The sequence below is a fragment of the Mesorhizobium sp. M0618 genome, from assembly GCF_040320765.1.
In the GTDB taxonomy this organism is placed as follows: Bacteria; Pseudomonadota; Alphaproteobacteria; order Rhizobiales; family Rhizobiaceae; genus Mesorhizobium.
In genome coordinates this window covers 86,560-110,975 of record NZ_JAMYQH010000006.1, presented here as the reverse complement: position 1 = coordinate 110,975, position 24,416 = coordinate 86,560, and the positions used below count along the sequence as shown (strand labels likewise).

The following is a 24,416-nucleotide window of genomic DNA, read 5'->3' as shown; positions in this document are numbered from 1 at the left end:
CGGCGGTTACCCACGGTCCCGATCGAGCAGCCGGCGCAGCATCGGTTCGATACGCGACAGTTCGTCGAGATGCACCGCCGACAGTTCGGCCAGGCAATCGTCGGCGCGCTCGGTCAGTTGCAGCAGCACGCGACGGTGGTCGTCCTTGTCCTGATCCCTTGTGACCAGCCCCGCCTCGCCGAGGCGGTTGACCAGTTCGACGGCGCTGTGGTGGCGAATGCGCAGGCGTTCCGCAAGGTCGCCAACCGTCGCCGGCCCGCCGCCGGGGAATCCCTTGATCGCCAGCAGCGCCTGATGCTGGCGCGGGGTCAGGCCGGCGTCTTCCGCCTGGACCTGGCTGAATTCGAGGAAGCGGCGGATCAGGTAGCGAAACTCCGATAGCCGCTGGTAATCGGCTTGGCTGATGGCGGGGCGTGATTTTTGTGGCTGCGACATATCAGACATGTGTTCGTTTTCCGGCGAAAGCTCAAACGGATTTCGGGCGAAACCGGCTTGAATATTTATATCGTGTTACGATACATAACCACCAACAAGCCCGGCTGGCCGCTTCGACCGTGCCGCATCTCAGACATACGGCGCGCCGCCAGGAAGCAAACTGCCATGAAGACCCCTCACTCGAACCCGGAGCATCTGCGCGATTTCACCACGGATGCCAGGGTGCTGTTCGTCGCCGCCATTGCCGTGGTGGTGGCGACAGCTGGACTGGTTGCCGGCATCGCGCTTTTGAAGCTGATCCGGCTGGCCACCAACATCGCCTATTTTGGCCAGTTCACGCTCGCCGATCTGAAGCTCGAGGACACGCCGCTTGGCTATGCCTCCGTCATCGTCCCGGTGATCGGCGCGCTGATCATCGGCCTGATGGCGCGCTTCGGCAGCGAGAAGATCCGCGGTCACGGCATTCCCGAAGCCATCGAGGCAATCCTGCTCGGGCGTTCCAGGCTCGATGCCAAGGTGGCCATCCTGAAGCCGCTATCGTCGGCGATCTCGATCGGCTCCGGCGGACCGTTCGGCGCCGAGGGCCCGATCATCATGACAGGCGGCGCGATCGGCTCGCTGATCGCGCAGATGCTGCCGGTCAGCGACAACGAGCGCAAGACGCTGCTGGTGGCGGGTGCGGCAGCAGGCATGACCACGGTGTTCGGAACCCCGATCGCCGCCATCATGCTTGCGGTCGAACTGCTGCTTTTCGAATGGACCCCGCGCAGCTTCATCCCGGTGGCGGTCGCGGCTGTTATCGCCGAGGTGGAGCGCACCATGCTGCATCTGCCCGGACCGATCTTTCCGTTTCAGGGCGGCATGGAGGTGTCCTTTGTCGGCCTTGCCGGCTGGGTGGCGATCGGCGTTTGTGCAGGACTTCTGTCGGGGCTGCTGACGCAGATGGTCTATGCCTGCGAGGACGGTTTTCAGAAGCTGCCGATCCACTGGATGTGGTGGCCGATGCTTGGCGGACTGGTGGTCGGCATCGGCGGGCTGATCGAGCCGCACGCGCTCGGCGTCGGCTATGACAACATCACCGACATGCTGGACGGCCGCACCGTCGCGACGGCGGCCCTCCTGCTGCTGGTGGTCAAGGCGATCATCTGGTCGGTAGCGCTCGGCTGGGGAACGTCGGGAGGTGTGCTGGCGCCGCTGTTGATCATGGGCGGGGCCATGGGCGCTGTGCTCGCCGGCGTTCTGCCTGCCGCGGATCCGGGTTTCTGGGCGCTGCTGGCGATGGCCGCCACGATGGGCGGCACGATGCGTGCGCCGCTGACCGCCACGTTCTTCGCCGTCGAACTGACCGGCAACACACATATGCTGGTGCCGCTGATTGCTGCCTGCGCCGCCGCGCACGCCGTCACCGTGCTTCTGATGAAGCGGTCGATCCTGACCGAAAAGATCGCCAGAAGGGGACATCATCTGGTTCGCGAATACCGCGTCGACCCTTTCGCCCTGACCAGAGTGCGCGAGGTGATGACGTCACAGGTCGAAAGCGTGCCGGCGACGATGACGCTGCATGGCGCGGCAGCGTTCCTGACCGCGCCGGAAACACGGCATCCGAGTTTTCCGGTGGTGGATGAGAACGGGCATGTGCTGGGCCTCATCGATCCGCCGGCTATATTGCGCTGGAGACGCGCCGGCACGCACCGCACCACCACGCTTGGCGCGTTGCTGGCCGGCAGCAAGGTGACGCTGGCCTATCCGGATGAATATCTCGAAGGCCTCTCCGACAAACTGCTGATGGCCAACGTCTCTCATCTGCCCGTCGTCACCCGTGAGGGCTTGCAACTGGTGGGCTATGTCGGCTGGAAGGATTTGATGCGCGTGCGGTCCAGGAAACAGGCCGAGGAGCGCGAGCGTTCGACCTTGCTTGGCTTCGGCACCAGACACAGGAAAAAGGACGACGCGGTCGAAAGCCTTTAGATTCTCTCTCCTCGCTTCGCCCATTCCAGCACATAGAGTCTCAACGCCGAGGACAGGTTGGTGTCGCGGGGCCGCGTCTCGTCGACTTCGGCGACAAGAGCAGCGAGGGTCAGCTTTCTGGTCGCCGCGATCGCGACGAGGTCGTCATAGAAGGGCTTTTCAAGCGAGTAGCTGGTGCGGTGACCACGAATGGTCACCGAGCGCTTTTCGACCGCGCTCACTGGTGATAGCTCACTGGTCGTCTTCGGCGCCGGATGGCTCGCGACGGTGCCCAGCGACGAAGTTTTCGGCCTTGTCGGCGACTATGCGGTCGCGTTGCTTCTCTGCCTTGGAGCGACCGTACAGTGCCCGGTTCTGTTCGGCGACTCGCACTTTCTCGTCCCGCGCCTTCTGCTTGCGAGCCTGGCGGAGATTGACGATTTCGGCCATGCCGCAGGCCTATTTCTTGCGGAAGGCGTCGAGCGAGACCACTTCGGCGCCCTTGGTGGCGGCGTCCGCAGCTGCGGGCTTCTTCTCCGCCTCGGCGGCGGCCTTCTTCTCGGCCTTCGGCTTTTTCTCGGAGACGATGGTCAACGGCTCCGGAGTTGGCGCAGCCGGTTCCTCGGCTGCCGCGCCATCCGTCTTGACGTCGAATTCGAGCTCGAAATTGACCGACGGATCATAGAAGCCGCGTACGGCCGAAAACGGGATTTCGAGCTTTTCCGGCACATCGGAGAAGGACAGGCCAACCTCGAAGCCGGTATCGGTCACCTTCAGGTCCCAATACTGGAACTGAATGACGATGGTCATCTGCTCGGGATAGCGCTCGCGCAGCCGCGAAGACACGCGTACGCCCGGCGCGCCGGTCAGGAAGGTGATGAAGAAGTGGTGGTTGCCGGGGAGGCCGGTGCGCGCGACCTCGGCCAGGACCTTGCGCATGACGCCGCGCAACGCCTCCTGGGCCAGAATGTCGTAGCGGATGTGGTCGTCGGCCATGTGGCGGTCGGGTTCCGTTGAATCGTCCGCATAGCTGTAATCAAGCTTGAGGGCGGCGTAAACCGCATATAGATCACCCTCGCGCGGAAGCGAAGACTATTGCCAGCGATTTGATCGCTCAGGCGCTGGCGAGCGCGCTTTGCTTTTCGGACGATGCCGCGGACCGGCGCTTGCCGAAGGCGCGCAGGAATGTGCGCACGCCATTGGTCGCGGATTGCAGCACCTCGTCCTCGCGCGGCGAGCCGCCAAGCATGAAGGTGGTCTGCAGTTCGGCATTGACGAGGCCAAGGAACTGGCGTGCCGCCACATCCGGGTCCTCGATCGTGAGATAGCCGCCATAGGCGAGGCGGGCCAAGCGGGCGGCGATTGCCGGCCATGTTCTGCCCGGTCCCTGTTCGCGCCATTCGGCAAACAGTTCGGGATAGCGCTCGCCTTCGGTCTGGATCAGCTTGCGCAGGAATTTTCCGTCGCGGTTGCAGATGCAATTCTGGTTCAAGCGCACGGCAAAGCCGATCAGATCGGCTTCGAGATCCTTGGGCTGGTCGGGGAAGGTGGCAATGGTGGCGAAGATGCCGGCATTGCAGCGTTCGGTGAGGTCGCGGACCACGGCGACGAACAGTTTCTCCTTGTCGCCATGATGGTTGTAGATCGTCTGGCGCGAAACGCCGGCTTCGGCCGCGATCAGATCGATGTTGGCGCCGGCGAAACCTTCGCGGCAAAACACGGCAGCCGCGGAATCGACGATCGAGAGGCGCTTGGCCTCATGGCCGCGTGGCGGGAAAATGTCAGGAGAAACGTGCAGCTTCATAAAAAACTATATAGAGGTGATTGACGATTTAGACAAGAGTGTCTAAATTTGTGGACACAAGATAAAGAGATTTCGCGTGAGAGAGACGAAAGAATTCGCTCTCGAGGTGTCGGAAGCTCACGGGATGGAACGTCCTAGGTTAGACGTCGCCTGGCGGCGGCAACCAGATTTGAAAGAAGCCTTTATCATGAGTCCCAAATTCCTCCGCATCGCGGTCGTGCTCGGCTTGTTGTCCGCCATCGGCCCGTTCGCCATCGACATGTATCTGCCCGCGCTGCCGTCGATCGGCGCGGATCTGCATGCCAGCACCGCTGCGGTGCAGATGAGCCTGTTGATCTTCTTCCTGTCGATGGGGTTTGGCCAGATCGTCGTCGGGCCGATTTCCGACATGGTCGGCCGCAAGCTGCCGCTTTATGGCGGTCTTGCGCTGTTCATGGTTGGCGGCATCGGTTCGGCAATGGCGCCGACCATCGAATGGCTGATCGCTTTCCGTTTCCTGCAAGGGCTTGGCGCCAGCGCCGGCATGGCCGTTCCGCGCGCCATCGTGCGCGACCTGCACACCGGTAATGAGGCCGCCAAGCTGATGTCCTTGCTGATGCTGGTGTTTTCGGTGTCGCCGATCCTGGCGCCGCTGACCGGCAGCGTGATCATCGAGAATTTCGGCTGGCGCGCCGTGTTCTGGACGGTGACGGGCGCGGCTCTGCTGGCCACCATCCTTCTGGCGACATCGCTCAAGGAGACGCGGCCGGTGGAAGACCGCGCCGGGTCCTCCTTCGGCACCGCGCTGTCGGCCTACCGCTTCCTGATGGGTGACCGCAACTTCCTTGGCCTGACGGCGATCGCCGGCTTCGGCATTGCCAGCTTCTTCGTCTATCTGTCGAGTTCGTCGTTCATCCTGATCGACCATTATGGGCTGTCGCCCTCGGTCTACAGCGTGTTCTTCTCGATCAACGCGGTCGCCTTCATCGGCATGTCGCAGATGACGGGGCTGCTGGCCGAGCGCTTCGGCCTGAGGCGCGTGGTGCGCGTCGCGGTGACCGGCTATGCGACGACGATGGTGGTGCTGTTCGCGGTGATGGCGACGGGTATCGACCGGCTCGACGTGATGGCGGCACTGCTGTTCGTGGGCTACGGCTTCCTTGGCCTGGTCATTCCGACCACCTCGGTGCTGGCCATGGAAGAGCATGGCGAGATCGCCGGCACGGCGTCGGCGCTGATGGGCACGCTGCATTTCGCCATCGGCGCACTCGCCATGGGCGTCGCCGGCGTGTTCTTCGACGGTACGCCGCTGCCGATGGTGGCCGGGATCACGCTCTGTGCGGTGATTTCCTTCACGCTGGCCAAGGTCACGCTCGGCCGCTCGCGCGAGGTTGCCGAGGCACCGGCGGAATAAGCACCCAAAAACAAATGAAAAAGGCCGGGTTCATCCCGGCCTTTTCATGCCAATCCTGCCTCGATCAGCATGAAGCGCAGCCGCTCCTCGACCGTCGCCAAAGGCAGCGGGACGAGTTCATAGCCCAACTCCGTGTAGACGCCGACCAGCGCATGGTGGGTACGCTCGGCCTCCTCAAGCGTCTGCTTTCTCTCCTCATCCTGCGCGAAGATCTCCGGCCAAAGCGGGGCGACGAAGACGCGCTGATGATAGCGGAAGCGCCCGGCGGCGGCGTTGGCGTGTTCGGGTAGCGGCAGGCCGCTCAGCCTGAGGTACCCAATCGTGTCCGGAACGCCGCGATCGAAAAAAACAGGACGCCCGGTCTGTTGTCGCGCAATTTGATACGAGCGCATCTCCCATGCCAGCATCAACTCGGCGAACAGGGCGCGATCACGCCAGGGCAAAGCGGATCCGCCAATGGCGGACTGGTCGCGGATAATGCCGCGCCCGGCTTCCACCGAGGTGGCAAAGCCTGCGTGGCGCAGGGCTTCGATCAGGGTGGTCTTGCCGGATCCGGGACCACCGGTCAGCACGAAGAATCGATCGGAATCGTTTTGTTTTGTCCATAGAGACGGGCACGCGGCGGTGCGCCTTCGCGGCCCATAGCCGTTGGACGGACCGGCCAGCGGGTGTTGCCGTTGTGCGTAGCCATGTTGAGGAGGGGAGAAGTGGAGGTTTCTGTTGCCAGGTACCTCCGAACCCCGCCTAGAAGTGCGAACCTCTAGGGCTTGATTTGAAGCTATCGCACCGCTTACGCGGCGAGACGTGCTTCCGCATAGTTGTCATTTGCAACTACAGGTTTAGCCCGATGACGGTGGTACCATGCCGGGCAAAAGTACGATCTTTACACCTTCGTCGATCCTATTTCGCCCCCAGCAGAAACCGCTCTGTCATCAGCAGCGGCTTTTGGTGGAGGCGCCGGGTACCGCCCCCGGGTCCGAACGGCTTATTTCATCGCCCATTTATCGCCATAGTCGGTCAAGCCGACAAACTGAATATAGGGGGCCATCGCAAGAAATGGAAGGCCGCAATGGCACTTTGTCCCCCTGACAAAACCGCAAGTCCAAAGGGTTGACTTGGGCGCGGTCTCAACCGAAGCTTTGCCCCGGTGAGGAGTTACCGACCTAGCGCACATGTTGCAGCAGCGCGCCACAGCCCTCATCGATCGGATCCGTGGCGCCGACGAGGGGAATTTTGATGGCCGACTATCTTGCAGACGTGAAGAAATACGATGCCGGCGCCAGTGCTGATGCGGTTGAAAAGATTGTCAAGCACCTAGGCATCGCGCTCAGGAACCGCGATTCCTCGCTGGTATCCTGCACCGACCCGAAGGAACTCGGGCGTGTCAGGGACAACTGGGTCGCCAAGAAGCTCGGCATCAGCGATGCAGCGAAGGCCGATGCATCCATCGAGAAGACTTGCAAGGCAATGGCTGCCGACAACACCAAGAGCCGGGTGACTTTCTACTACCTCGTCGCGAAGGACCTGGGCAAGCTCGGCTCCCTCTGACGACCGCGCTTCAATTCGCAGGGCTGGCACGGTCCATGCGCCAGCCCTGATGTTGTTGGGGACTGGCTGGCTTCGGGCAGGGCTTGCGCTGCTTTGTGGTGTTCGATTGCCTGTCCGTAAGCTATGATGGCTGGACAACCGAATCGAGCCGGAACCGATGCGCCAGTATCTCGACCTCCTGCAGCACGTGCTGGACAACGGCGCCGATCGCGGCGACCGCACCGGTACCGGAACCCGCTCCGTCTTCGGCTACCAGATGCGTTTCGATCTGGCGCGCGGCTTTCCCGTCACCACGACCAAGAAGCTGCATCTCAAGTCGATCATCCATGAGCTTCTGTGGTTCCTGGCCGGCGATACCAACATCAAATACCTCACCGACCATGGCGTTTCGATCTGGGACGAATGGGCCGACGGGAATGGCGATCTCGGCCCGGTCTACGGCAAGCAGTGGCGTTCCTGGCCGGATGGCCATGGCGGCTCGATCGATCAGATCGCGAATCTCCTCAAGGAGATACGCAAAAACCCTCAATCGCGGCGGCTGATCGTTTCGGCATGGAATCCAGCCGAGGTGGAAGCGATGGCGCTGCCACCCTGCCACTGCCTTTTCCAGTTCTATGTTTCGGAAGGGCGGCTCTCCTGTCAGCTTTACCAGCGGTCGGCCGATATCTTTCTCGGCGTGCCGTTCAACATCGCGTCCTATGCCCTGCTGACCGTGATGGTGGCGCAGGTCACCGGGCTGAAACCCGGCGATTTCGTCCACACACTTGGCGATGCGCATCTCTACTCGAACCATTTCGAGCAGGCGCGCGAACAGCTGCGGCGCACGCCGAGGGCGCTGCCGACGATGTGGATCAACCCCGAGGTGAAGGACCTGTTCGCCTTCCGCTTCGAGGATTTCCGGCTGGAAAACTACGTCGCCGATGCATCGATCAAGGCGCCGATAGCGGTATGACGCTAGAGCGGACCGCGCTTCAAGCCATAGCCAATGCGAAGCTGCAAGACGCAGAACTTTTGTTTCAGAACGAACGCTATTCGAATGCTTACTATCTTTTCGGGTACGCTGCGGAAATTGCCATCAAGTCACGAATTTCGCGGCTTTTTCAGCCGGATACCATTCCTGATAAGAAATTCGTCCAAGACTTTTACAGCCATGACCTCAACCGGCTTGTGGCGTTGGCTGGCTTGTCTGTGGATCTTACCGAAAGCCGGACGGCGTCGCCTGTATTCGATGGCCATTGGTCGGCGGTCTCAGATTGGAATGAAGCTTCGCGTTACGATATGATAGATGTGTTCGAGGCGACGGCCATGCGAAACGCGATGGTCGACGAAGAGCAAGGAATATTCAGATGGCTTCAGGATCGTTGGTAAGGATCGACATCGACGCCGGCATCAACCTAATTCGTGCTCTTGATGAAAAGGGATTCGGAGTTGCAGCTGCACTATGGTTGTACAACAGTGACGTCGACAATTGGCGCATGATTATCGCCTATCGCGGCCCACGAAAGGATCTCGAAAAAAAATATCTCGATGCGGCAACCATTGCTGCTGACTGGCGCAAGGCACGTCCACAAGAGCCTATTTTAGATCTTAGCAAGGTGAAGATCACATCAGCGGACGACCGGCTCATCGCCGGCTTGGGTATCGCCATGCGGGTTGATGGTCTAGGTGAGGTGCGATTTTCTCACAACACCATCAATGGCATCTATGTCGAAGATGCCTTGATCCATAGGCTTGCGGCCTAAGCCCAATAAATTAGGACAGGCCCTAGTCGATGCCTACCATCACGTCCGAGGCCTTGACCACGGCATAGGCCTGCTTGCCCTTTTCGAGCTTGAGATCGGCGACGGCCTCGTTGGTGATCGAGGCGGTGACGATGGCCGCCGCCAACGCCGATCATGACATGCGAGGTGGTGGCTCCTTGACGATCTCGGCGATCGTTCCCCGGAGGGGATGTTGCGGGCACTGATCTTTCCAGGGTTTCTTTGCCGGTCTTTCCAGGACAATTGGTGTCGTACGGACGCTTTCATGGGGCGCCGGGCCTTCCCTTGTTATATTCATGCGGATATATCGGTCGGAGACTTAGGGCTGACTAGCTTTCAAACCGAGGAGAGTTCCCATGCTGCGCAAAGGTTTTGGATCAAGGGCGATCGCCATTGGCGCTTTTGCGGCGATGTTGATGGCGGCGGTGCCGGCAGCACATGCGGAAGACAAGGTGGTGGTGTTTGCCGCGGCCAGCCTCAAGGACGCGCTCGACGCCGTGAACAAGGCCTGCGAGGCCGATGTCGGCGAGGCGGCGACTGTCTCTTATGCCGCGAGCTCGGCGCTGGCCAAACAGATCGAGGGCGGGGCGCCTGCCGACGTCTTCATCTCGGCCGACGTCGACTGGATGAGATATCTCTCCGACAAGAAGCTGACCAAGCCGGACACCGAAGTGAAGCTGCTGGGCAATCAGATCGTGCTGGTGGCGCCGAAGGACTCGGCGGTCGACACCAGGATCGAGAAGGGTTTTGACCTCGCCAAGCTGATCGGCGACGGCAAGCTCGCCATGGGCGATTTCAAGGCGGTGCCGGCCGGCAAATACGGCAAGGCCGCACTTGAATCGCTCGGCGTCTGGTCCTCGGTCGAAGGCAAGGTGGCGCAGGCCGAAAACGTGCGCGCGGCGCTGAAGCTGGTTTCGACGGGCGAAGCAGCGCTTGGCATTGTCTATGCCACCGACGCGCATGCCGAAAAGGGCGTCAAGGTGGTCGGCACCTTCCCGGAGGATTCGCATCCGTCGATCATCTATCCGATTGCCCAGACCGCCGATTCGAAGGACAAGGACACGCCGGCTTTCCTGAAATGCCTGCAGTCGGCCAAGGCGGCCGCGCTGTTCAAGGATCAGGGATTTACGGTGCTCGCGCCGAGCAACTGAGTTCCAGGGGCTTCATCTGACATTATGAACTGGCTGCTGGACCTCACTCCCGACGAATGGAATGCGGTCCGGCTGTCCATCAAGGTGGCAACGGTGGCGATGCTCGCCAGCCTGCCGCCAGGCATCTTGGTTGCGCTGCTGCTTGCCCGGGGACAGTTCTGGGGCAAGACCGTTCTCAACGGGCTGGTGCATCTGCCGCTGATCCTGCCGCCCGTGGTGACCGGCTACCTGCTGCTGCTCACCTTCGGCCGGCGTGGCCCGGCCGGCGCTTTCCTGGCAGAGCATTTCGGCATTGTCTTCTCCTTCCGCTGGACAGGTGCGGCGCTGGCCTGCGGCGTCATGGGCTTTCCGCTGATGGTGCGGGCGATCCGATTGTCGATCGAGGCGGTGGACCGCAAGATGGAAGCGGCGGCGGGAACGCTCGGCGCCAATCCGCTGTGGGTGTTTGCCACCATCACGCTGCCGTTGATCCTGCCCGGGCTGATCGCCGGCGCCATCCTCGCCTTCGCCAAGGCGATGGGCGAGTTCGGCGCCACCATCACCTTCGTCTCCAACATTCCCAATGAGACGCAGACATTGCCGTCGGCGATCTACACATTCACGCAGGTGCCGGGTGGCGATGAAGGGGCGCTCCGCCTGACGCTGATCTCCATCGTCATCTCCATGGCAGCACTTGTGGCCTCGGAGGTGCTGGCGCGGCGTGTCGGCCGGCGACTGGACATCGAATGAGCGTTCTCGTCGACATCAGTCATCGGCTCGGCGGTTTCGCCATCGACGCCCGCTTCGAAAGCGCTGGGCGGCTGACGGCGCTGTTCGGAGCGTCTGGGTCGGGCAAGACGACGCTGATCGACATGATTGCCGGGCTAATCCGGCCCGACAAGGGACGCATCGAGGTCGACGGCCGTGTGCTGGTCGATACCGGTGCCGGCATTTTCGTGCCGAAGCACAAACGCCGCATCGGCATAGTGTTCCAGGACGCACGGCTGTTTCCGCATTTGAGCGTTGCCGGCAATCTTCGCTACGGCCGCTGGTTCACGCCGCCGGCGGAGCGCTACGCCGATATCGATGCCGTCGTCGACCTGCTCGGCATCGGGCCGCTCTTGAACAGGCGGCCGGCAAAGCTCTCGGGCGGCGAGAAACAGCGCGTGGCGATCGGCCGGGCACTGCTTGCCAGCCCCAGACTGCTGCTCATGGACGAACCGCTGGCCTCGCTCGACGAAGCGCGCAAGGCCGAAATTCTGCCCTATGTCGAAAGGCTGCGCGACGAGACGAAAATCCCGATCGTCTATGTCAGTCATTCAGTCGCCGAAGTGGCGAGGCTGGCCAGCGACGTGGTGATGCTGGCGCAGGGCAATGTCGTTGCCAGCGGGCCGACCGAGGCGGTGATGCAAAGGCTCGACCTGTTGCCGGCGGAGGAGCGCGGCGAGGGCGGCGCCGTGCTGGACACCAGGGTGCTGCGTCACGACGAGACTTTCGGCATGACCGTGCTCGGCTCGGCCGCGGGCGAGTTCCGGGTGCCACAGCTGGCGATGAAGACAGGTACGCCGGTGCGCATCCGTATCCGCGCCCGCGATGTGATGATCGCCACCGAAAAGCCGAGGGGTCTCAGCGCGCTCAACATCCTGCCGGGGACCATTACCGCGATGAGCCCCGGCGAAGGGCCCGCGGTCGAGGTCGGTATCGACTGCAATGGTGCAACCGTGCTTGCCCGCATCACTGAACAGTCGCGGCAGGCGCTGAAGCTCCATCTTGGCGGCAAGGTTTTCGCGGTGATCAAGACGGTGAGCTTCGATCGGGCGAACACCGGCGCCGGCCTGCCCGCCGAGGTGGATGGGTGATCCCGCTATGTCTTTTTGGAATAGCGGTTTCGCCAGGGAGCTTCTAGTATGAGGTTGGACCGCGGAGAGTAATGATGCCGTCGCTGAGCTTGCGGATAAATCTCGACCCCGACGGGCGCGTCGGGCCGGGCAAGATCGAACTCCTGGAACAGATCGCCGCCTTCGGCTCCATTTCGGCCGCCGCGCGCGGCATGGAGATGTCCTACAAGCACGCCTGGGACCTGGTCGAGGACATGAACCGGGTGTTCGGCAAGCCGCTGGTGGCGGCACAGACCGGTGGCCGCAAGGGCGGCGGCGCGCAACTGACGGCTGTGGGGCTGGCGGTGGTCAGCCGTTTTCGCGCCATCGAGCGGGCGGCGGCTTCGGCGGCAGCGACGCATATGGAGGCATTGCAGGCGGAGATTGATGCTGGGTGAGGGGGAAGGGAGTAGGGGAGTAGGGGAGTAGGGGAGTAGGGGAGTAGGACTTATTGCTTTTCACCGGGCTTGCGCAGCAAATAGCTGTCCATGATCCAGCCCTTCTGCCGACGAGCTTCTTCTCGAACCTTTTCGATCTCTGCGCCGATGTCACCGATCCTGCCGGAGAGAGTGATCTCGTCTTCCGTTCCGAGATAGGCGCCCCAATGGATGACGACATCCTTGTCTACAAGCGTGTTGAAAGCGCATTTGCCGTCCAGCAGCACGACCGCGCTGCCGGCATTGTCCGGCATGCCTTCCTCGGTCAGGCGGCGGCCTGTGGTGATGAGGACGGAATCGCCGATGCGGTTCAGCGCCATCTTGTGGCTGGCGGCAAGTGCCTGGACGGCGGTGATGCCGGGGATCACCTCAAGCTCGAACGCCACATTGCCTCGCAGGCGCACGCGCTCGAGGATGCGTAACGCGCTGTCATAGAGCGAAGGATCGCCCCAGATCAGGAAGGCGCCGCAGCCGTCGCCTGCAATCTCGTCGCGGATCAGGCCTTCGTAAATGGCGGCGATGGCTTCATGCCAGTCATCGACGGTCGAGCGGTAGGAGGGGGCCGGCCCATCTTCCATTGGCAGGTCGCGCAGCGGCACGTCGAATTCGACGCGGCGCGACTTCGGATTGGTGACGAAGCGGTCGCATATCCGGCGGCGCAGTTCGGCCAGCTCATTTTTTTTCGCGCCTTTGTCGGGAATGAACAGCACATCCGCCTGGTTCAGGCCTGATATGGCCTGAACGGTCATGTGGTCGGGATTGCCGGCGCCGATGCCGATGACGAGAAGCTTGCGCATGGGCGAACTCCTGCCCGATCGGAACCCGTTAGTCCAGACCGCGCTGGCGCGTGTCCAGACCGCGCTGGCGCGTGTCCAGACCGCTGCTGGGTGTCCAGACCGCTTGCTCCAGACCCTTTTTGGTGCGCTAGCGGATGCGGAAGGGCTTTGAAACGCCACATTGAAACGGCTAGGGTCCTGCAAGCATTCTAGCCGAGGGGGCTTCCATGTTGCGATATGTTCTGACCGCCGTGCTGGCCCTGTCGGCTGCGCCCGTATTTGCCAATGATTCGGTTGCCGAACTTGGCACTGGCGGCCTGATCCTGTCGCGCAGCGATGCCGTGGCGATGCAAAGCGAGGACCTTTTCATCTCGCCGGAAAAGGTCACGGTCGACTATGTCTTCCACAACAACACCGATCGCGATGTCGAGGCCATCGTAGCTTTCCCGATGCCCGAAATATCGGGCAATCCCGAAGAAATCCCGGCGATTCCCGAAAACCAGAGCGACAATTTCCTCGGCTTCGAGGTGACGATCGACGGTGCCGCCGTCAAGCCGCAGCTGGAGCAGAAGGTGTTGGCGCTAGGCATCGACATCAGCGCAGAGCTGAAGCCGCAAAACGTGCCGTTCTACCCATTCGGCGATGCGGCGAAGGCGGCGCTGGCCATGTTGCCGCAAGCGGTTGTCGATAACTGGGTCAGCCGCGGCATCATCATCGAGGACACCGGCAGCGACGGCACCGAGACGACCAAGGTCTACACGCCGTTCTGGCAATTGCGTTCGACCTACTGGTGGCGCTCGACCTTTCCGGCCAACAAGGACGTCCATGTTTCCCACCACTACAAGCCGAGCGTCGGCGGCACGTCTTCAGTCAGCTTCTTCTACGACGGCAAATTCCAGGGTCAGTATGCGGCCTACAAGGCCCGCTATTGCATGGACGACACATTCGAAAATGCGGTGCGCAAGGCGGCCAAGGACGACCCTGACGGCTACCCCAAATATGTCGAGAACCGCATCGCCTATATCCTGACCACCGGCGGCAACTGGGCCACCGGCACGATCGGCAAGTTCAAGCTGACGATCGACAAGGGCAATCCGAAAGCCCTGGTCTCGTTCTGCGGCGACAATGTCAAAAAGACCGGACCGACGACCTTCGAGATGACGGCGGGTGATTTCTACCCTGAGCGCGACATCGACATCCTGATCCTCGAGCCAACGGACGACAATTGATGCATGTCGCAATTTACGTTGCCATCGCCGAGAACGGCGTGATCGGGCGGGACGGCGGGCTCCCGTGGCGGCTCTCCACCGATCTCAAGCGCTTCAAGGCCGATACGATGGGCAAGCCCATCATCATGGGCCGCAAGACCTATGAGGGCATCGGCCGGCCGCTGCCGGGCAGGTTGAACATCATCGTCACCCGCGACAAGACCTGGCGCGCCGAGGGCGTAGAGGTGGCACATTCGCTCGAAGCCGCGATCCAACTGGCGACGGAGCGCGGGCGCCGCATGGTCGGTGTGGACGAGGTGTGCGTCATCGGTGGCGGCGAAATCTATGCCCAGGCCATGCTTCTGGCCGATCGGCTGCATGTCACCCATGTGCTGGCAGCGGTCGAAGGGGACGCGCATTTCCCGCCGATCGATCCCGATTCCTGGCGTATTGTCAGCTCGCACGACGTCCCGGCCGGGGAAAAGGACAGCCACCCGACGCGCTATTCGGTTTACGAGCGGCGTCGAGAGAGACATTGACTGAAAAAAGGGGCATTGAAGGGGCATTGAAGGAAGACAAAGGGTCGCGACCGGACAAATCGGACGAAGTCGGCAGCGCATCGCGTTGAAAGCGCCTCGTGGCGTCCCTATAGAAGAACAATACTGGATTTTGCGCCGTAATACCGGCGCTTGAGGGAATTCCAAGCGAAAGGACATTCATGCCCTGGAACGACAAAAGCGGCGGTGGCGGCGGCCCATGGGGTGGCGGCGGCAACAATCAGGGACCCTGGGGGCAGGGTCCAAAGGGACCCAGCGGGCCACAGGGCTCGCCTCCAGATCTCGAAGACATCATCCGCCGCGGCCAGGACCGGCTGCGGCGCGCTCTTCCGGGTGGCGGCGGCGCGAGCCCGGCTATCTTCGCCCTGATCGCGGCTGCACTTGTGGTGCTGTGGGCGTTCAAGGCGGTTTATACCGTGCAGCCCGACGAGGTCGCGGTCGAATTGCGCTTCGGCAAGCCGAAGACCGAACTGTCGCAGCCTGGCCTGCATTTCCATTGGTGGCCGCTCGAAACCGTCGAAACGGCCAAGATTTCCGAGCAGCTCGTCGACATCGGCGGCGGCGGCGCGACGAGCGGCAACACGTCCGGGCTGATGCTTACCGGCGACCAGAACATCGTCAACGTCCAGTTCTCGGTGGCCTATCAGGTCTCCGACCCGAGCGCGTATCTCTTCGATGTGTCCGATCCCGACGGCATGCTGCGGCAGGTTGCCGAAAGCGCCATGCGTGAAGCCGTCGGCCGCCGGCCGGCGCAGGACATCTTCCGCGACGACCGCCAGGGCATTGCCGCCTCGGTGCGTGAAATCATCCAGACGACGCTGGACGGCTACAAGGCCGGTCTCAACGTCAACGCCGTCTCGATCGAGGATGCGGCACCGCCACGTGAAGTGGCCGATGCGTTCGACGAGGTGCAGCGCGCCGAGCAGGACGAGGACAAGTTCGTCGAGCAGGCCAACCAGTACTCCAACCAGAAGCTCGGGCAGGCGCGCGGCGAGGCCGCACAGATCCGCGAAGACGCGGCCGCCTACAAGAACCGGGTCGTGCAGGAAGCCGAGGGTGAGGCGCAGCGCTTCATCTCGGTCTATGACGAATATGCCAAGGCGCCCGATGTAACGCGCAAGCGCCTCTACCTGGAAACCATGGAGAAGGTTCTGAAGGATTCGAGCAAGGTCATCGTCGAGCAGGGCAACGGGCAAGGGGTCGTTCCCTATCTGCCGCTGCCGGCATTGCAGCCGAAAGCGCCGGCACCCGCTGCGCCCAGTGGCGTTACGGGAGGTAACCAGTGATGGCCAACCGTCTTCCCATCATCGTCGTCGCAGCAGCGGTTATCCTGTTCCTGCTCTATTCGTCGGTCTTCGTGGTCAATGCGCGTCAGCAGGCGCTGGTGCTCAGGTTCGGCGAGATCGTCGACGTCAAGAGCGAACCCGGCATCTACTTCAAGGCGCCGTTCTCGTTCTTCGACGCCGATACGGTGCAGCTGATCGAGAACCGGGTGCTGCGCTTCGACCTCGACAACATCCGCGTCCAGGTCTCGGGCGGCAAGTTCTATGAGGTCGATGCCTTCATCGCCTACCGCATCTCGGATCCGCGGGTCTTCCGCTCCGCCGTGTCCGGTCAGATCGAATTGGCCGAGGCCCGGCTCAGGACGCGTCTCGACGCTGCCTTGCGCCGTGTCTATGGTCTGCGTGATTTCGAGGCAGCACTCTCCGAAGAGCGCGGCGTGATGATGCGCGAAGTCCGCGACCAGCTCAGGCCCGATGCCACATCGCTCGGCCTGCAGATCGAGGATGTCCGCATTCGCCGCACGGATCTCACGGCCGAAGTCTCGCAGCAGACCTTCGACCGCATGAAGGCGGAACGCCTGGCGGAAGCTGCCCGGCTGAGGGCACGCGGCAACGAAGCGGCGCAGCGCATCACGGCCCGCGCCGATCGCGAAGTGGTCGAGATTGTCGCCGAAGCGCAAAAAGAGTCGGAAATCCTGCGCGGCGAGGGCGAAGCCCAGCGCAGCGCCACCTTCGCGGGAGCCTATCAGCGCGATCCGGCCTTCTTCGACTTCTACCGGTCGATGAATGCCTATGGCACGGCGCTGGACAACACCGGAACGACGATGGTGCTGTCGCCGAACTCGGAGTTCTTCCGTTTCTTCCGCAATCCCGACGGCAGCGAGGGGCCGGCAAAGCCGGCTTCGCCTGCGCCAAACGCTCCGGCGACGGCACCCGCCGCGCCGGCGGCACAGCCCAGCACCGGCCAGTAGCGGCCGGTGCAGGATTTTCTTGCCGCCATGGGCCTGGTCCTTGTCATAGAGGGTCTGGTCTATGGCGGTTTTCCCGGCCTGGCCAGGAAACTTGCCACCGAAGTGCTGTCGCTGCCCGAGAACGCGCTGCGGATCGCCGGGCTGGCGGCGATCGTGATCGGCGTCGGCATCGTTTGGCTGGTGCGGGGCGCATGACGGCGGCGATGATTTATCCTCTGCCGATAGTCATAGCCGCAAACGTGCCGTATTTTTTGCCAACATGGCGTGACGCGGCGTTTTCGTCGAAGCGCTTTTCTTTTCAAGGATACCGGGAGGCTTCTCGATGACATCCAATACAATTCTGTGCGCGGCTCGGCGGACATTCATCGCCGGCGCGGCGGCACTTCTTGTCAGCGCCGTCGCTGTCCCGTCCTTCGTGACGCCGACATTTGCCGCCGATGGACCCGCTTCGGTCGCCGATCTGGCGCAAGGCCTGCTCGGCGCGGTGGTCAACATATCGACCTCGCAGACGGTCAAGGGCACCGAAGGCCCGGGCGCCGTGCCGATGCCCCAATTGCCCGAGGGGTCGCCCTTCCAGGATTTCTTCGACGATTTCTTCAAGAACCGCGGCGGTGACAAGGACAACGGCTCGCAGAAGGTGCAGTCGCTGGGCTCCGGCTTCGTCATCGATGCCGAGCAAGGCATCGTCGTCACCAACAACCATGTCATTGCCGATGCCGATGACATCGAGGTCAATTTCTCCGATGGTGTCACCTTGAAGGCGACGCTGGTCGGCACCGACACCAAGACCGATGTCGCCGTGCTCAAGGTCGATCCGAAAGGCCACAAGCTGACGGCGGTGAAGTTCGGCGATTCCACCAAGATGCGCGTCGGCGACTGGGTGATGGCGATCGGCAATCCGTTCGGCCTCGGCGGCACGGTGACGGTCGGCATCGTCTCTGCCCGCAACCGCGACATCAATTCCGGCCCCTATGACGACTTCATCCAGACCGATGCCGCGATCAACCGTGGCAATTCCGGCGGACCGCTGTTCAACAGCGCGGGCGAAGTCATCGGCATCAACACGGCGATCATTTCGCCTTCCGGCGGTTCGATCGGCATCGGCTTCTCCATCCCCTCGCAGCTCGCGTCCGGCGTCGTCGACCAGTTGCGCCAGTTCGGCGAGACGCGGCGCGGCTGGCTGGGCGTGCGCATCCAGCCGGTGACCGACGACATCGCCGAAAGCCTCGGCATGGCGACCGCCAAGGGCGCGCTGGTCGCCGGCGTGATCAAGGGCGGCCCGGTCGACAATGGCACCATCCAGGCGGGCGATGTCGTCATCAAGTTCGACGGCAAGGACATCCATGAGATGCGCGATCTGCCGCGCGTCGTCGCCGAAAGCCCGGTCGGCAAGGCGGTCGATGTGCTCATCGTGCGCAAGGGTGTCGAGCAGACCGTGAAAGTAACGCTCGGCCGGCTCGAGGACGGCGAAAAACTCGCCAGCGGCGAGGAGGGCAGCAACACCGATCAGGACAAGGGTGACAAGGCTCCAGCCGTTTCCACTGCTTCGGTGCTCGGCATGACGGTCGGCGAACTGAACGACGAGACACGCAAGAAGTTCAGCATTGCGGCCGATGTTTCGGGCGTCGTCATCACCGACGTCACCAAGGACTCTGCAGCCGCCGAACGCGGCATCCAGCCCGGCGAGGTGATCACCGAGATCGCACAGGAATCGGTTGCCACCCCCAAGGATGTCATGGACCGCATCGGCGCCTTGAAGGAACAGGGGCGCAAGAATGCGCTGCTGATGCTGGCCTCGAAGACCGGCGAGCTCAGGTTCGTGACGATCCGAATGGACTGAGGTCCGCCAGATCCGGCGAAATCCTCATCTTAAATGAAAAGGGCGGCTAGCAAGCCGCCCTTTCTCCTTGTTCCCAATCGGCGCGGGAGAGCCGGTAGAACACATGGCGCTTGAGCGCGGGGTGGCTGTCGGGAATGCCGGGATGATCGAAGTCGGCCGGTGGATCGGCTCTCATGCCGAGGCGCTCCATGACGGCGGTGGAGCGGCGGTTGTCCGCGACGGCGAAGGAGACGATTTCGTCAAGGCCGAGTGTTTCGAAGCCGTAGGCAAGCCATGCCTGAGCCGCCTCGGTGACGTAACCTCTGCCCCAGAATTCAGGCGCCAATCGCCAGCCGATCTCGATCATGCTGGCTGGCAGGAGGTCCATGTGATCGGTTCCGGTTATACCGACAAAACCGATACATTCCCCCGATGCGGCGATTTCTGCGGCCGCAAAGCCAATGCCGTCGCGATCGATGGCGGCGCGGAACTGATCCATCTTGGCATCCGCCTCGGCGCGGCCACGGCGGAACGGAAAGAACTCCATCACCCGGTCGTCGGAGTTGATGCGGTGGAACAGGTCGCGGTCGCGATCCTCCCAGTTGCGCAGGATCAGGCGCTCGGTGCGCATTGGTTTCATTGCACAAAGTCCTCCTGCCTGTAGCCTTGCACATAGAGCAGTGCGGTCAGGTCGCCATGATCGATGCGGACCTTGGCCTGTGCCGCCACCGTCGGCTTGGCATGGAGCGCGACACCGGTGCCGGCAAGGCGGATCATGTCGAGATCATTGGCGCCGTCGCCGACGGCGATGGCGTCGGCGGGCGTCAGGCCGAGGCGCGCTGAAATTTCGATCAGCGCGTCGGCCTTGGCGGCGCGGCCGAGGATCGGTTCGCCGACCAGCCCGATGAAGCGGCCGTCCTGCTCGAGCAGGCGATTGGCGCGGTTCTCCTGGAAGCCGAGCATGGCGGCGATGCGCGTCGTGAAGACCTCGAACCCGCCAGACACGAGTGCCGTCCAGGCGCCGTTGGCGCGCATGGTCCGGACCAGAACACGGCCGCCCGCGGCCAGCGTCAGGCGATTGGCGACGATGCGATCGACCACGGCGGCGTCGAGGCCCTTGAGCAACGCCACCCGTTCACGCAAAGCCGGTTCGAAGGCGATCTCACCATTCATGGATCGCGCGGTAATCGTGGCAACCCGATCCTTGACGCCGATCTCATCGGCCAGCTCGTCGATGCATTCCTGGTCGATCATGGTCGAATCCATGTCGGCGATCAGGATTTTCTTGCGGCGGGTTTCTGCCTCTTGGACGATCACGTCGACCGCCTCGCTGGCGAGTGCCGTGCGCAAGACGGCGCTCGTGACGGCGTCGTCGGCTGCCTCAGGCAGGACGAGATCGCAGGCAATACCTTCGGCCAGCCAGACAACAGCGCTTGCGCCGACCGACCGTGAGGCCATATTCGCAAGCGACAGCGACAAAGCGCGCTCAGTGGGACGGGAAACAAGCGTGGCGATGAGCGGCATGAAACATTCCGGCGGGCAGGCGGGCGAGGGCCGCGTGAAGAACGCGATCCTGATAGCCGGGCCGACCGCCAGCGGCAAGTCGGCGCTTGCGCTCGATCTGGCCGAGCGCAAGGGTGGTGTGATCGTCAACACCGATTCCATGCAGGGCTATTCGGTGCTCGACGTGCTGACCGCCCGGCCTGAGGCGGCCGACCTCGCCCGCGCACCGCATTATCTTTATGGCCATGTCCAACCGGCCACCGCCTATTCCACCGGCGCCTGGCTGCGCGACGTGAGGAAGTTGATCGACGACGGCACATTCTCCGAACGGCCAGTGATTTTTGTCGGCGGCACCGGGCTCTACTTTCGTGCGCTGGCCGAGGGCATTTCTGAAATGCCCGACATTCCGCAGCGGGTCCGCGACCGTTGGCGCTACGAATTGAAGGAGCAGGGCGCCGTCAAGCTGCACAGCCTGCTGCTGCGCGAGGATTCGGCGGCCGCCATGATGCTCAAGCCAACCGACAGCCAGCGCATCGTGCGGGCATTGGAGGTTCTCGATGCGTCTGGCCGTTCGATCCTGGAATGGCAGGCGGAACGCGGCCAGCCGCTCATCGACAGGGAAAGCGCGCGTTTCCTGGTGATCGATCCGGATCGGGCGGCGTTGGTCGCTCGCATCGACAAACGCTTCGACCAGATGCTGGACAAGGGCGCGCTGGACGAGGTCAAGCGGCTTGCGGCACTTGGTCTCGATCCCGAATTGCCGGCGATGAAAGCGATCGGCGTTCGCGAACTGCAGGCAGCGATGGCCGGAGAGATTGGCTTTCCCGAGGCAATCGAACGCGCCAAGATCGCGACCAGGCAATATTCCAAGCGGCAAACCACCTGGTTCAGGCATCAATTGGGGCCGGAATGGCTGAGGTTGCGCCCCGGTGATGATCTGGAAACCACGATCTCAGCGCTTGCTTCCGATGCAACCTGAAAAGTTTACCTGCAAGGAAAGGTTCCCGTTGTGGTTGTCCAAATTAACCCTCCGTAAGCCCGCCCATGCCATAAGATCAGTGGGCACTTTTCCAACGGGGAGCAGATGCGTTTCCACAAGGCGGAATCAGCATTTTTCGTCTTTATATTCGTGATCCTGGCCGCCGGCCTGGTGACGCTGCATGCTTACGGACTTCTGCAGTCCTTCGCCGACGAGTTGCATACGGCTTCGGGTCTGGACAAGGTCATCTATCTCAACAAGCTCTTGTTCGCGACCGGCGTGCTCCTGGCCACCGCGCTGTTCTTCGGCATTTTCTTCATCTATCCGCTGATCCGCAAACAGGCGACGGAGGAAGGCAAGCTGCGCGCCATGACGGTCTCGCTCAGCGCGCGCTCGGAAACACTCGAGCATGCGGCGCTGACCGACGGCCTGACCGGCATGCAGAACCGGCGCTATTTCGATGATGCGCTGAAGGAGTATCTCGAGGAGTTCCGGCGCATCGAAAAGCCCGTCGGTCTGATGATCCTCGATCTCGACCATTTCAAGCAGGTCAACGACACCCACGGCCATGACGTCGGCGACGAAGTGCTCAAGGCCGTCGCGAACTGTCTCAAGGACATGACGCGCTACCACGATGTGGTGGCGCGATTGGGCGGCGAGGAGTTCGCCGTGGTCACGCCCAATATGGACGCCGAGCTTCTGGGCAAGTTTGCCGAGCGCATCCGCAAGGCGATCGCCAACATGTCGGTGCTGTCAGGCAATGTCCGCCTCAAGATCACCACCAGCGTCGGGCTCGCCGTCTGGGACCGCAAGGAAACAGCCGAAGAGTTCTATCGCCGCGCCGACCGCCAGCTTTACGAAGCGAAGAGGCAAGGCCGCAACCGCGTCTGCGCCTAAATCCCATCACTGAATTCGTGAGGCTGACCGTCTGGCGCCGTTTTCTGCGCTTCCGATGCTCACGGACTCAAATGTCCGCTCCGCTTCGGTTCTCGAAAACAGCACCACCCGACTCAGCCTGACGAATTCCCTGACGGGATTTACCCAGGCTTTTCCAATGGATATCGGAAGCCCTGACTTGGGTGCTCAGACCCATCCGCCGATGTGCGTGACGCCCAAACTCAATCGTTTTGCGGGCGCAGGCCGAAGGTTGCGGGCTTGAGGCCGTAGCGCATGTCGAAATCGTCGTCCGATGGCGCGCGTGCGGCGGGTGGCTTGCGGTAGTCGGGATCGCCGGCCTGGCGGCCTGAATCGACGACCTCGGCGAAGGCCATCGCCTGCTGCGTTGATTTCGGCACGTTGCGCAGTCGTTCCACGATCGCCACCAGATCGACATCGTCGCCCGGCTTCGACGAGGCGGCCTCTTCGCGCTTGGCGGTGCCAGGAAGCAGGTGGCTCGGCAGTTTTTCGAACTTCAGCCGCATGGTCGTCGCTACGCCTTCGCCAAAGGCGATGGCTTCGCGCTGGCCCATGGAGGACAGGAAGGCAAGCGTCGAGGCGGAAGAATCGGCAATCGCCGAGCGGATGATCGCCTGGTCCTGCTCATTGGCAAGCCGCATGGCGAAAAAAGTCGAGCATTGCGACAGGATGGTCGAGTCGAGCTCGCCAGGGCGCTGGGTGACGACGCCGAGATAGCAGCCATATTTGCGGCCTTCCTTGGCGATGCGCGACAGCGCGTGCCTTGTCGGCGCGAAGCCGAGGCGCGGGTCGGCCGGCATATAGCGGTGCGCTTCTTCGCACAAAAACAGAAGCTGCAGCTTGCCCTCGCTCCACAGAGCGAGGTCGAAGGCCAGGCGCGCCAGCACCGAGCAGACCGAATTGACCACTTCCGACGGCATGCCGGCCATTTCGAAGCAGGTTACCGGGCGGCCATGATGCGGCACGCGGAAGATGTTGCCGATCGTCTCGTGGATGGTGTCCTCGATCAGGCGCGAGTTGAACATGAAGCGATAACGTGGATCGGCCGCCGCCGATTCGATGCGCGTCTTCAGCGATTTGAGCGTCGGGCGATCGGTCTTGCTTTCGAGCATGCCCATGCGCTCATCGATCTGCTTGAGCAGGTCGGCGATGCGGTAAGGCACCGGCGTATCGGCGGTCAGCGCATCGCTGCCGCGCCTGATATAGGAGCCCGAATTCGGGTTGCGGTAGAGATTCTTGGCGGCCGGAATGAGGTCGCGCAAGGCGTCGATTTCTTCCGGCTCGGTCTCGCGGCCCCGGAACAGCACCTCGGCGAATTCCTCCAGCGTGAACATCCAGAACGGAAGATCCAGGGTTTTGGAATCGACCCTGACGCAGTATTCGGGCAGCGATGCAGCGAACTCGTTGTGCGGATCGAGGATCAGGATGCGCAGATCCGGCCTTGCTGCGATCGACTTGCGCAGCAGCAGCGAGACGGCGGTGGATTTGCCGACGCCGGTCGTGCCGACAATGGCGAAGTGACGCGCCAGCGTATCGTCGATGGCGATGTTGGCGGCGATCGTCTCGTCCTGCGCTAGCGTGCCGATCGTGATCGAATGACGCCCCGCGAGGTCATAGACCGCCTGCAGGTCGCGGGTGCGGATGCGATGCGCAACGGCGCCGATATGCGGATAGGTGGTGATGCCGCGGTCGAAGACCGGTTTGGCGCCGGGCTCTGCTCCGTCACGGACTTCGCCGATCAATTCGATGCTGACCTCGATGGCGTTCTGGCCCTCATTGCTCCACGCGCGATCCGACTTACCGATTGCGTAGACCAGGCCGACGGTTCGCGTCGATCCGAGATTGATGGAAATCATCTTGCCGACCGTCCACAGGCCGGTCACCGCGCCGTCGGCGTCGTTCGCGTAGGCGCTGATGGTGGCGCGCGCGCCATCGCATTGCACGACATTGCCGAGGATGCGCTTGTCGTTCTGCTCTGCGTCGCGGCGCTCCTGCGATGTCGGTGCTCCAACGGAGGCTTCGCGTTCGACATACATGGACAGGCCAATCCCCATTTCCCTGGAACATCGATCCT

Annotated in this window: 28 protein-coding genes, 1 other RNA gene and 1 pseudogene; 18 read left to right on the top strand and 12 right to left on the bottom strand. The window is 62.5% G+C overall.

The genetic code is table 11. The features are described 5' to 3' along the window. Positions 1-6 precede the first annotated feature (6 nt). Positions 7-444 carry a MarR family winged helix-turn-helix transcriptional regulator gene (locus NKJ04_RS09120; protein WP_352674427.1) on the bottom strand — a complete coding sequence of 146 codons (438 nt, stop codon included), beginning with the start codon at positions 442-444 and terminating at the stop codon, positions 7-9. A gap of 156 nt (positions 445-600) precedes the next feature. Between NKJ04_RS09120 and NKJ04_RS09115 the strand changes: the two genes are divergently transcribed. Further along, on the top strand, positions 601-2,403 hold the full coding sequence (locus NKJ04_RS09115; protein WP_352674426.1) for a chloride channel protein: 1,803 nt from the start codon (positions 601-603) through the stop codon (positions 2,401-2,403). Here the strand turns inward: NKJ04_RS09115 and NKJ04_RS09110 are convergent. From NKJ04_RS09110 to NKJ04_RS09095, 4 genes are all read right to left on the bottom strand, one after another. Continuing rightward, entirely contained in the window at positions 2,400-2,624 is a 225-nt protein-coding gene (locus NKJ04_RS09110) for a ribbon-helix-helix domain-containing protein (RefSeq protein WP_352674424.1), read from the bottom strand. The two genes, NKJ04_RS09115 and NKJ04_RS09110, sit on opposite strands and share 4 nt — an antisense overlap. A 10-nt stretch (positions 2,625-2,634) precedes the next feature. After that, positions 2,635-2,832 carry a DUF4169 family protein gene (locus NKJ04_RS09105; RefSeq protein WP_352674423.1) on the bottom strand — a complete coding sequence of 66 codons (198 nt, stop codon included), beginning with the start codon at positions 2,830-2,832 and terminating at the stop codon, positions 2,635-2,637. A 9-nt stretch (positions 2,833-2,841) separates the two neighbouring features. Beyond that, positions 2,842-3,378 carry an SspB family protein gene (locus NKJ04_RS09100; RefSeq protein WP_027160604.1) on the bottom strand — a complete coding sequence of 179 codons (537 nt, stop codon included), beginning with the start codon at positions 3,376-3,378 and terminating at the stop codon, positions 2,842-2,844. Between the two features lie 118 nt (positions 3,379-3,496). Then, positions 3,497-4,186, bottom strand: a complete 690-nt coding sequence (locus NKJ04_RS09095) for a TetR/AcrR family transcriptional regulator (RefSeq protein WP_352674422.1) — start codon at positions 4,184-4,186, stop codon at positions 3,497-3,499. 187 nt (positions 4,187-4,373) lie between these two features. On the opposite strand from NKJ04_RS09095, the gene NKJ04_RS09090 reads away from it, so the two are divergent. Beyond that, on the top strand, positions 4,374-5,579 hold the full coding sequence (locus NKJ04_RS09090; protein WP_352442267.1) for a multidrug effflux MFS transporter: 1,206 nt from the start codon (positions 4,374-4,376) through the stop codon (positions 5,577-5,579). A gap of 44 nt (positions 5,580-5,623) precedes the next feature. Here the strand turns inward: NKJ04_RS09090 and NKJ04_RS09085 are convergent, their stop codons facing one another. Both NKJ04_RS09085 and ssrA read right to left on the bottom strand, forming a co-directional pair. Beyond that, the gene (locus NKJ04_RS09085) at positions 5,624-6,151 is read right to left on the bottom strand and encodes an AAA family ATPase (protein WP_352674420.1); all 528 of its coding nucleotides are present in this window, start codon (positions 6,149-6,151) and stop codon (positions 5,624-5,626) included. Positions 6,152-6,285: 134 nt separating this feature from the next. Continuing rightward, positions 6,286-6,645, bottom strand: a transfer-messenger RNA (tmRNA) gene (gene ssrA, locus NKJ04_RS09080). A 170-nt stretch (positions 6,646-6,815) separates the two neighbouring features. On the opposite strand from ssrA, the gene NKJ04_RS09075 reads away from it, so the two are divergent. The 4 genes from NKJ04_RS09075 (at position 6,816) to NKJ04_RS09060 (ending at position 8,869) form a co-directional block, all read left to right on the top strand. Beyond that, positions 6,816-7,127: a DUF2853 family protein gene (locus NKJ04_RS09075; RefSeq protein ID WP_023813086.1), complete on the top strand. Its 312-nt coding sequence runs from the start codon at positions 6,816-6,818 to the stop codon at positions 7,125-7,127. A gap of 157 nt (positions 7,128-7,284) precedes the next feature. Next, positions 7,285-8,079: a thymidylate synthase gene (locus NKJ04_RS09070; protein WP_352674419.1), complete on the top strand. Its 795-nt coding sequence runs from the start codon at positions 7,285-7,287 to the stop codon at positions 8,077-8,079. After that, complete coding sequence (locus tag NKJ04_RS09065; protein WP_352674417.1) at positions 8,076-8,495, top strand: hypothetical protein; 420 nt, start codon at positions 8,076-8,078, stop codon at positions 8,493-8,495. The genes NKJ04_RS09070 and NKJ04_RS09065 overlap by 4 nt, the downstream gene beginning before the upstream one ends. After that, positions 8,474-8,869, top strand: coding sequence for a hypothetical protein (locus NKJ04_RS09060; RefSeq protein WP_155930600.1), 396 nt, complete (start codon positions 8,474-8,476; stop codon positions 8,867-8,869). Before NKJ04_RS09065 ends, NKJ04_RS09060 begins: the two co-directional genes overlap by 22 nt. Before the next feature lie 22 nt (positions 8,870-8,891). Here the strand turns inward: NKJ04_RS09060 and NKJ04_RS09055 are convergent. Then, positions 8,892-9,094, bottom strand: a pseudogene (locus tag NKJ04_RS09055) (TOBE domain-containing protein). A 149-nt stretch (positions 9,095-9,243) separates the two neighbouring features. Between NKJ04_RS09055 and modA the strand changes: the two are divergent. The 4 genes from modA (at position 9,244) to NKJ04_RS09035 (ending at position 12,292) form a co-directional block, all read left to right on the top strand. Continuing rightward, entirely contained in the window at positions 9,244-10,038 is a 795-nt protein-coding gene (gene modA, locus NKJ04_RS09050; protein WP_352674416.1) for a molybdate ABC transporter substrate-binding protein, read from the top strand. A 24-nt stretch (positions 10,039-10,062) separates the two neighbouring features. Beyond that, positions 10,063-10,767, top strand: a complete 705-nt coding sequence (modB, locus tag NKJ04_RS09045) for a molybdate ABC transporter permease subunit (RefSeq protein WP_352442877.1) — start codon at positions 10,063-10,065, stop codon at positions 10,765-10,767. Next, a complete protein-coding gene (modC, locus tag NKJ04_RS09040) occupies positions 10,764-11,876 on the top strand; it encodes a molybdenum ABC transporter ATP-binding protein (protein WP_352674414.1) in 1,113 nt (370 codons plus the stop codon). The genes modB and modC overlap by 4 nt, the downstream gene beginning before the upstream one ends. Positions 11,877-11,950: 74 nt before the next feature. Continuing rightward, a complete protein-coding gene (locus NKJ04_RS09035) occupies positions 11,951-12,292 on the top strand; it encodes a winged helix-turn-helix domain-containing protein (protein ID WP_023813079.1) in 342 nt (113 codons plus the stop codon). Between the two features lie 50 nt (positions 12,293-12,342). Here NKJ04_RS09035 and cobF read toward each other — a convergent pair whose 3' ends face one another. Further along, the gene (gene cobF / locus NKJ04_RS09030; RefSeq protein ID WP_023813078.1) at positions 12,343-13,128 is read right to left on the bottom strand and encodes a precorrin-6A synthase (deacetylating); all 786 of its coding nucleotides are present in this window, start codon (positions 13,126-13,128) and stop codon (positions 12,343-12,345) included. Positions 13,129-13,334: 206 nt separating this feature from the next. Between cobF and NKJ04_RS09025 the strand changes: the two genes are divergently transcribed. The 6 genes from NKJ04_RS09025 (at position 13,335) to NKJ04_RS09000 (ending at position 18,966) form a co-directional block, all read left to right on the top strand. After that, positions 13,335-14,336: a DUF4424 domain-containing protein gene (locus NKJ04_RS09025; protein WP_352674413.1), complete on the top strand. Its 1,002-nt coding sequence runs from the start codon at positions 13,335-13,337 to the stop codon at positions 14,334-14,336. Further along, positions 14,336-14,854: a dihydrofolate reductase gene (locus tag NKJ04_RS09020; protein WP_352674411.1), complete on the top strand. Its 519-nt coding sequence runs from the start codon at positions 14,336-14,338 to the stop codon at positions 14,852-14,854. The genes NKJ04_RS09025 and NKJ04_RS09020 overlap by 1 nt, the downstream gene beginning before the upstream one ends. Before the next feature lie 179 nt (positions 14,855-15,033). Further along, on the top strand, positions 15,034-16,158 hold the full coding sequence (gene hflK / locus NKJ04_RS09015; protein WP_023813074.1) for an FtsH protease activity modulator HflK: 1,125 nt from the start codon (positions 15,034-15,036) through the stop codon (positions 16,156-16,158). Continuing rightward, positions 16,158-17,126 carry a protease modulator HflC gene (hflC, locus tag NKJ04_RS09010; RefSeq protein ID WP_023813073.1) on the top strand — a complete coding sequence of 323 codons (969 nt, stop codon included), beginning with the start codon at positions 16,158-16,160 and terminating at the stop codon, positions 17,124-17,126. The genes hflK and hflC overlap by 1 nt, the downstream gene beginning before the upstream one ends. Positions 17,127-17,132: 6 nt before the next feature. Then, positions 17,133-17,321 carry a DUF2065 domain-containing protein gene (locus NKJ04_RS09005; RefSeq protein WP_023813072.1) on the top strand — a complete coding sequence of 63 codons (189 nt, stop codon included), beginning with the start codon at positions 17,133-17,135 and terminating at the stop codon, positions 17,319-17,321. A gap of 127 nt (positions 17,322-17,448) precedes the next feature. After that, positions 17,449-18,966 (top strand): DegQ family serine endoprotease, encoded by a 1,518-nt coding sequence (locus NKJ04_RS09000; RefSeq protein ID WP_352442872.1) that lies wholly within the window; start codon positions 17,449-17,451, stop codon positions 18,964-18,966. 46 nt (positions 18,967-19,012) lie between these two features. Here NKJ04_RS09000 and NKJ04_RS08995 read toward each other — a convergent pair whose 3' ends face one another. Next, a complete protein-coding gene (locus NKJ04_RS08995) occupies positions 19,013-19,585 on the bottom strand; it encodes a GNAT family N-acetyltransferase (RefSeq protein WP_352674409.1) in 573 nt (190 codons plus the stop codon). Further along, the gene (serB, locus tag NKJ04_RS08990) at positions 19,582-20,469 is read right to left on the bottom strand and encodes a phosphoserine phosphatase SerB (RefSeq protein WP_352674407.1); all 888 of its coding nucleotides are present in this window, start codon (positions 20,467-20,469) and stop codon (positions 19,582-19,584) included. The genes NKJ04_RS08995 and serB overlap by 4 nt, the downstream gene beginning before the upstream one ends. Here serB and miaA point away from each other — a divergent pair. Together miaA and NKJ04_RS08980 are read left to right on the top strand one after the other, a co-directional pair. Further along, positions 20,459-21,427, top strand: a complete 969-nt coding sequence (miaA, locus tag NKJ04_RS08985) for a tRNA (adenosine(37)-N6)-dimethylallyltransferase MiaA (protein ID WP_352674406.1) — start codon at positions 20,459-20,461, stop codon at positions 21,425-21,427. The genes serB and miaA overlap by 11 nt on opposite strands. A 105-nt stretch (positions 21,428-21,532) precedes the next feature. Next, complete coding sequence (locus NKJ04_RS08980; RefSeq protein ID WP_128305783.1) at positions 21,533-22,324, top strand: GGDEF domain-containing protein; 792 nt, start codon at positions 21,533-21,535, stop codon at positions 22,322-22,324. Between the two features lie 221 nt (positions 22,325-22,545). On the opposite strand, the gene NKJ04_RS08975 is transcribed toward NKJ04_RS08980, so the two are convergent. After that, positions 22,546-24,378, bottom strand: a complete 1,833-nt coding sequence (locus tag NKJ04_RS08975; protein WP_352674403.1) for an ATP-binding protein — start codon at positions 24,376-24,378, stop codon at positions 22,546-22,548. Positions 24,379-24,416 lie beyond the last annotated feature (38 nt).

Bases quoted from the DNA above. Each gene is read 5' to 3' on its own strand.
- NKJ04_RS09070 (WP_352674419.1), top strand. From the start codon at position 7,285: ATGCGCCAGTATCTCGACCTCCTGCAGCACGTGCTGGACAACGGCGCC.
- modB (WP_352442877.1), top strand. From the start codon at position 10,063: ATGAACTGGCTGCTGGACCTCACTCCCGACGAATGGAATGCGGTCCGG.
- modA (WP_352674416.1), top strand. From the start codon at position 9,244: ATGCTGCGCAAAGGTTTTGGATCAAGGGCGATCGCCATTGGCGCTTTT.
- NKJ04_RS09000 (WP_352442872.1), top strand. From the start codon at position 17,449: ATGACATCCAATACAATTCTGTGCGCGGCTCGGCGGACATTCATCGCC.
- NKJ04_RS09020 (WP_352674411.1), top strand. From the start codon at position 14,336: ATGCATGTCGCAATTTACGTTGCCATCGCCGAGAACGGCGTGATCGGG.
- modC (WP_352674414.1), top strand. From the start codon at position 10,764: ATGAGCGTTCTCGTCGACATCAGTCATCGGCTCGGCGGTTTCGCCATC.
- NKJ04_RS09025 (WP_352674413.1), top strand. From the start codon at position 13,335: ATGTTGCGATATGTTCTGACCGCCGTGCTGGCCCTGTCGGCTGCGCCC.
- NKJ04_RS09090 (WP_352442267.1), top strand. From the start codon at position 4,374: ATGAGTCCCAAATTCCTCCGCATCGCGGTCGTGCTCGGCTTGTTGTCC.
- hflK (WP_023813074.1), top strand. From the start codon at position 15,034: ATGCCCTGGAACGACAAAAGCGGCGGTGGCGGCGGCCCATGGGGTGGC.
- NKJ04_RS08975 (WP_352674403.1), bottom strand. From the start codon at position 24,378: ATGTATGTCGAACGCGAAGCCTCCGTTGGAGCACCGACATCGCAGGAG.
- NKJ04_RS08980 (WP_128305783.1), top strand. From the start codon at position 21,533: ATGCGTTTCCACAAGGCGGAATCAGCATTTTTCGTCTTTATATTCGTG.
- hflC (WP_023813073.1), top strand. From the start codon at position 16,158: ATGGCCAACCGTCTTCCCATCATCGTCGTCGCAGCAGCGGTTATCCTG.
- NKJ04_RS09065 (WP_352674417.1), top strand. From the start codon at position 8,076: ATGACGCTAGAGCGGACCGCGCTTCAAGCCATAGCCAATGCGAAGCTG.
- NKJ04_RS08995 (WP_352674409.1), bottom strand. From the start codon at position 19,585: ATGAAACCAATGCGCACCGAGCGCCTGATCCTGCGCAACTGGGAGGAT.
- miaA (WP_352674406.1), top strand. From the start codon at position 20,459: ATGAGCGGCATGAAACATTCCGGCGGGCAGGCGGGCGAGGGCCGCGTG.
- NKJ04_RS09060 (WP_155930600.1), top strand. From the start codon at position 8,474: ATGGCTTCAGGATCGTTGGTAAGGATCGACATCGACGCCGGCATCAAC.
- NKJ04_RS09035 (WP_023813079.1), top strand. From the start codon at position 11,951: ATGCCGTCGCTGAGCTTGCGGATAAATCTCGACCCCGACGGGCGCGTC.
- NKJ04_RS09075 (WP_023813086.1), top strand. From the start codon at position 6,816: ATGGCCGACTATCTTGCAGACGTGAAGAAATACGATGCCGGCGCCAGT.
- NKJ04_RS09115 (WP_352674426.1), top strand. From the start codon at position 601: ATGAAGACCCCTCACTCGAACCCGGAGCATCTGCGCGATTTCACCACG.
- NKJ04_RS09105 (WP_352674423.1), bottom strand. From the start codon at position 2,832: ATGGCCGAAATCGTCAATCTCCGCCAGGCTCGCAAGCAGAAGGCGCGG.
- cobF (WP_023813078.1), bottom strand. From the start codon at position 13,128: ATGCGCAAGCTTCTCGTCATCGGCATCGGCGCCGGCAATCCCGACCAC.
- serB (WP_352674407.1), bottom strand. From the start codon at position 20,469: ATGCCGCTCATCGCCACGCTTGTTTCCCGTCCCACTGAGCGCGCTTTG.
- NKJ04_RS09100 (WP_027160604.1), bottom strand. From the start codon at position 3,378: ATGGCCGACGACCACATCCGCTACGACATTCTGGCCCAGGAGGCGTTG.
- NKJ04_RS09120 (WP_352674427.1), bottom strand. From the start codon at position 444: ATGTCTGATATGTCGCAGCCACAAAAATCACGCCCCGCCATCAGCCAA.
- NKJ04_RS09095 (WP_352674422.1), bottom strand. From the start codon at position 4,186: ATGAAGCTGCACGTTTCTCCTGACATTTTCCCGCCACGCGGCCATGAG.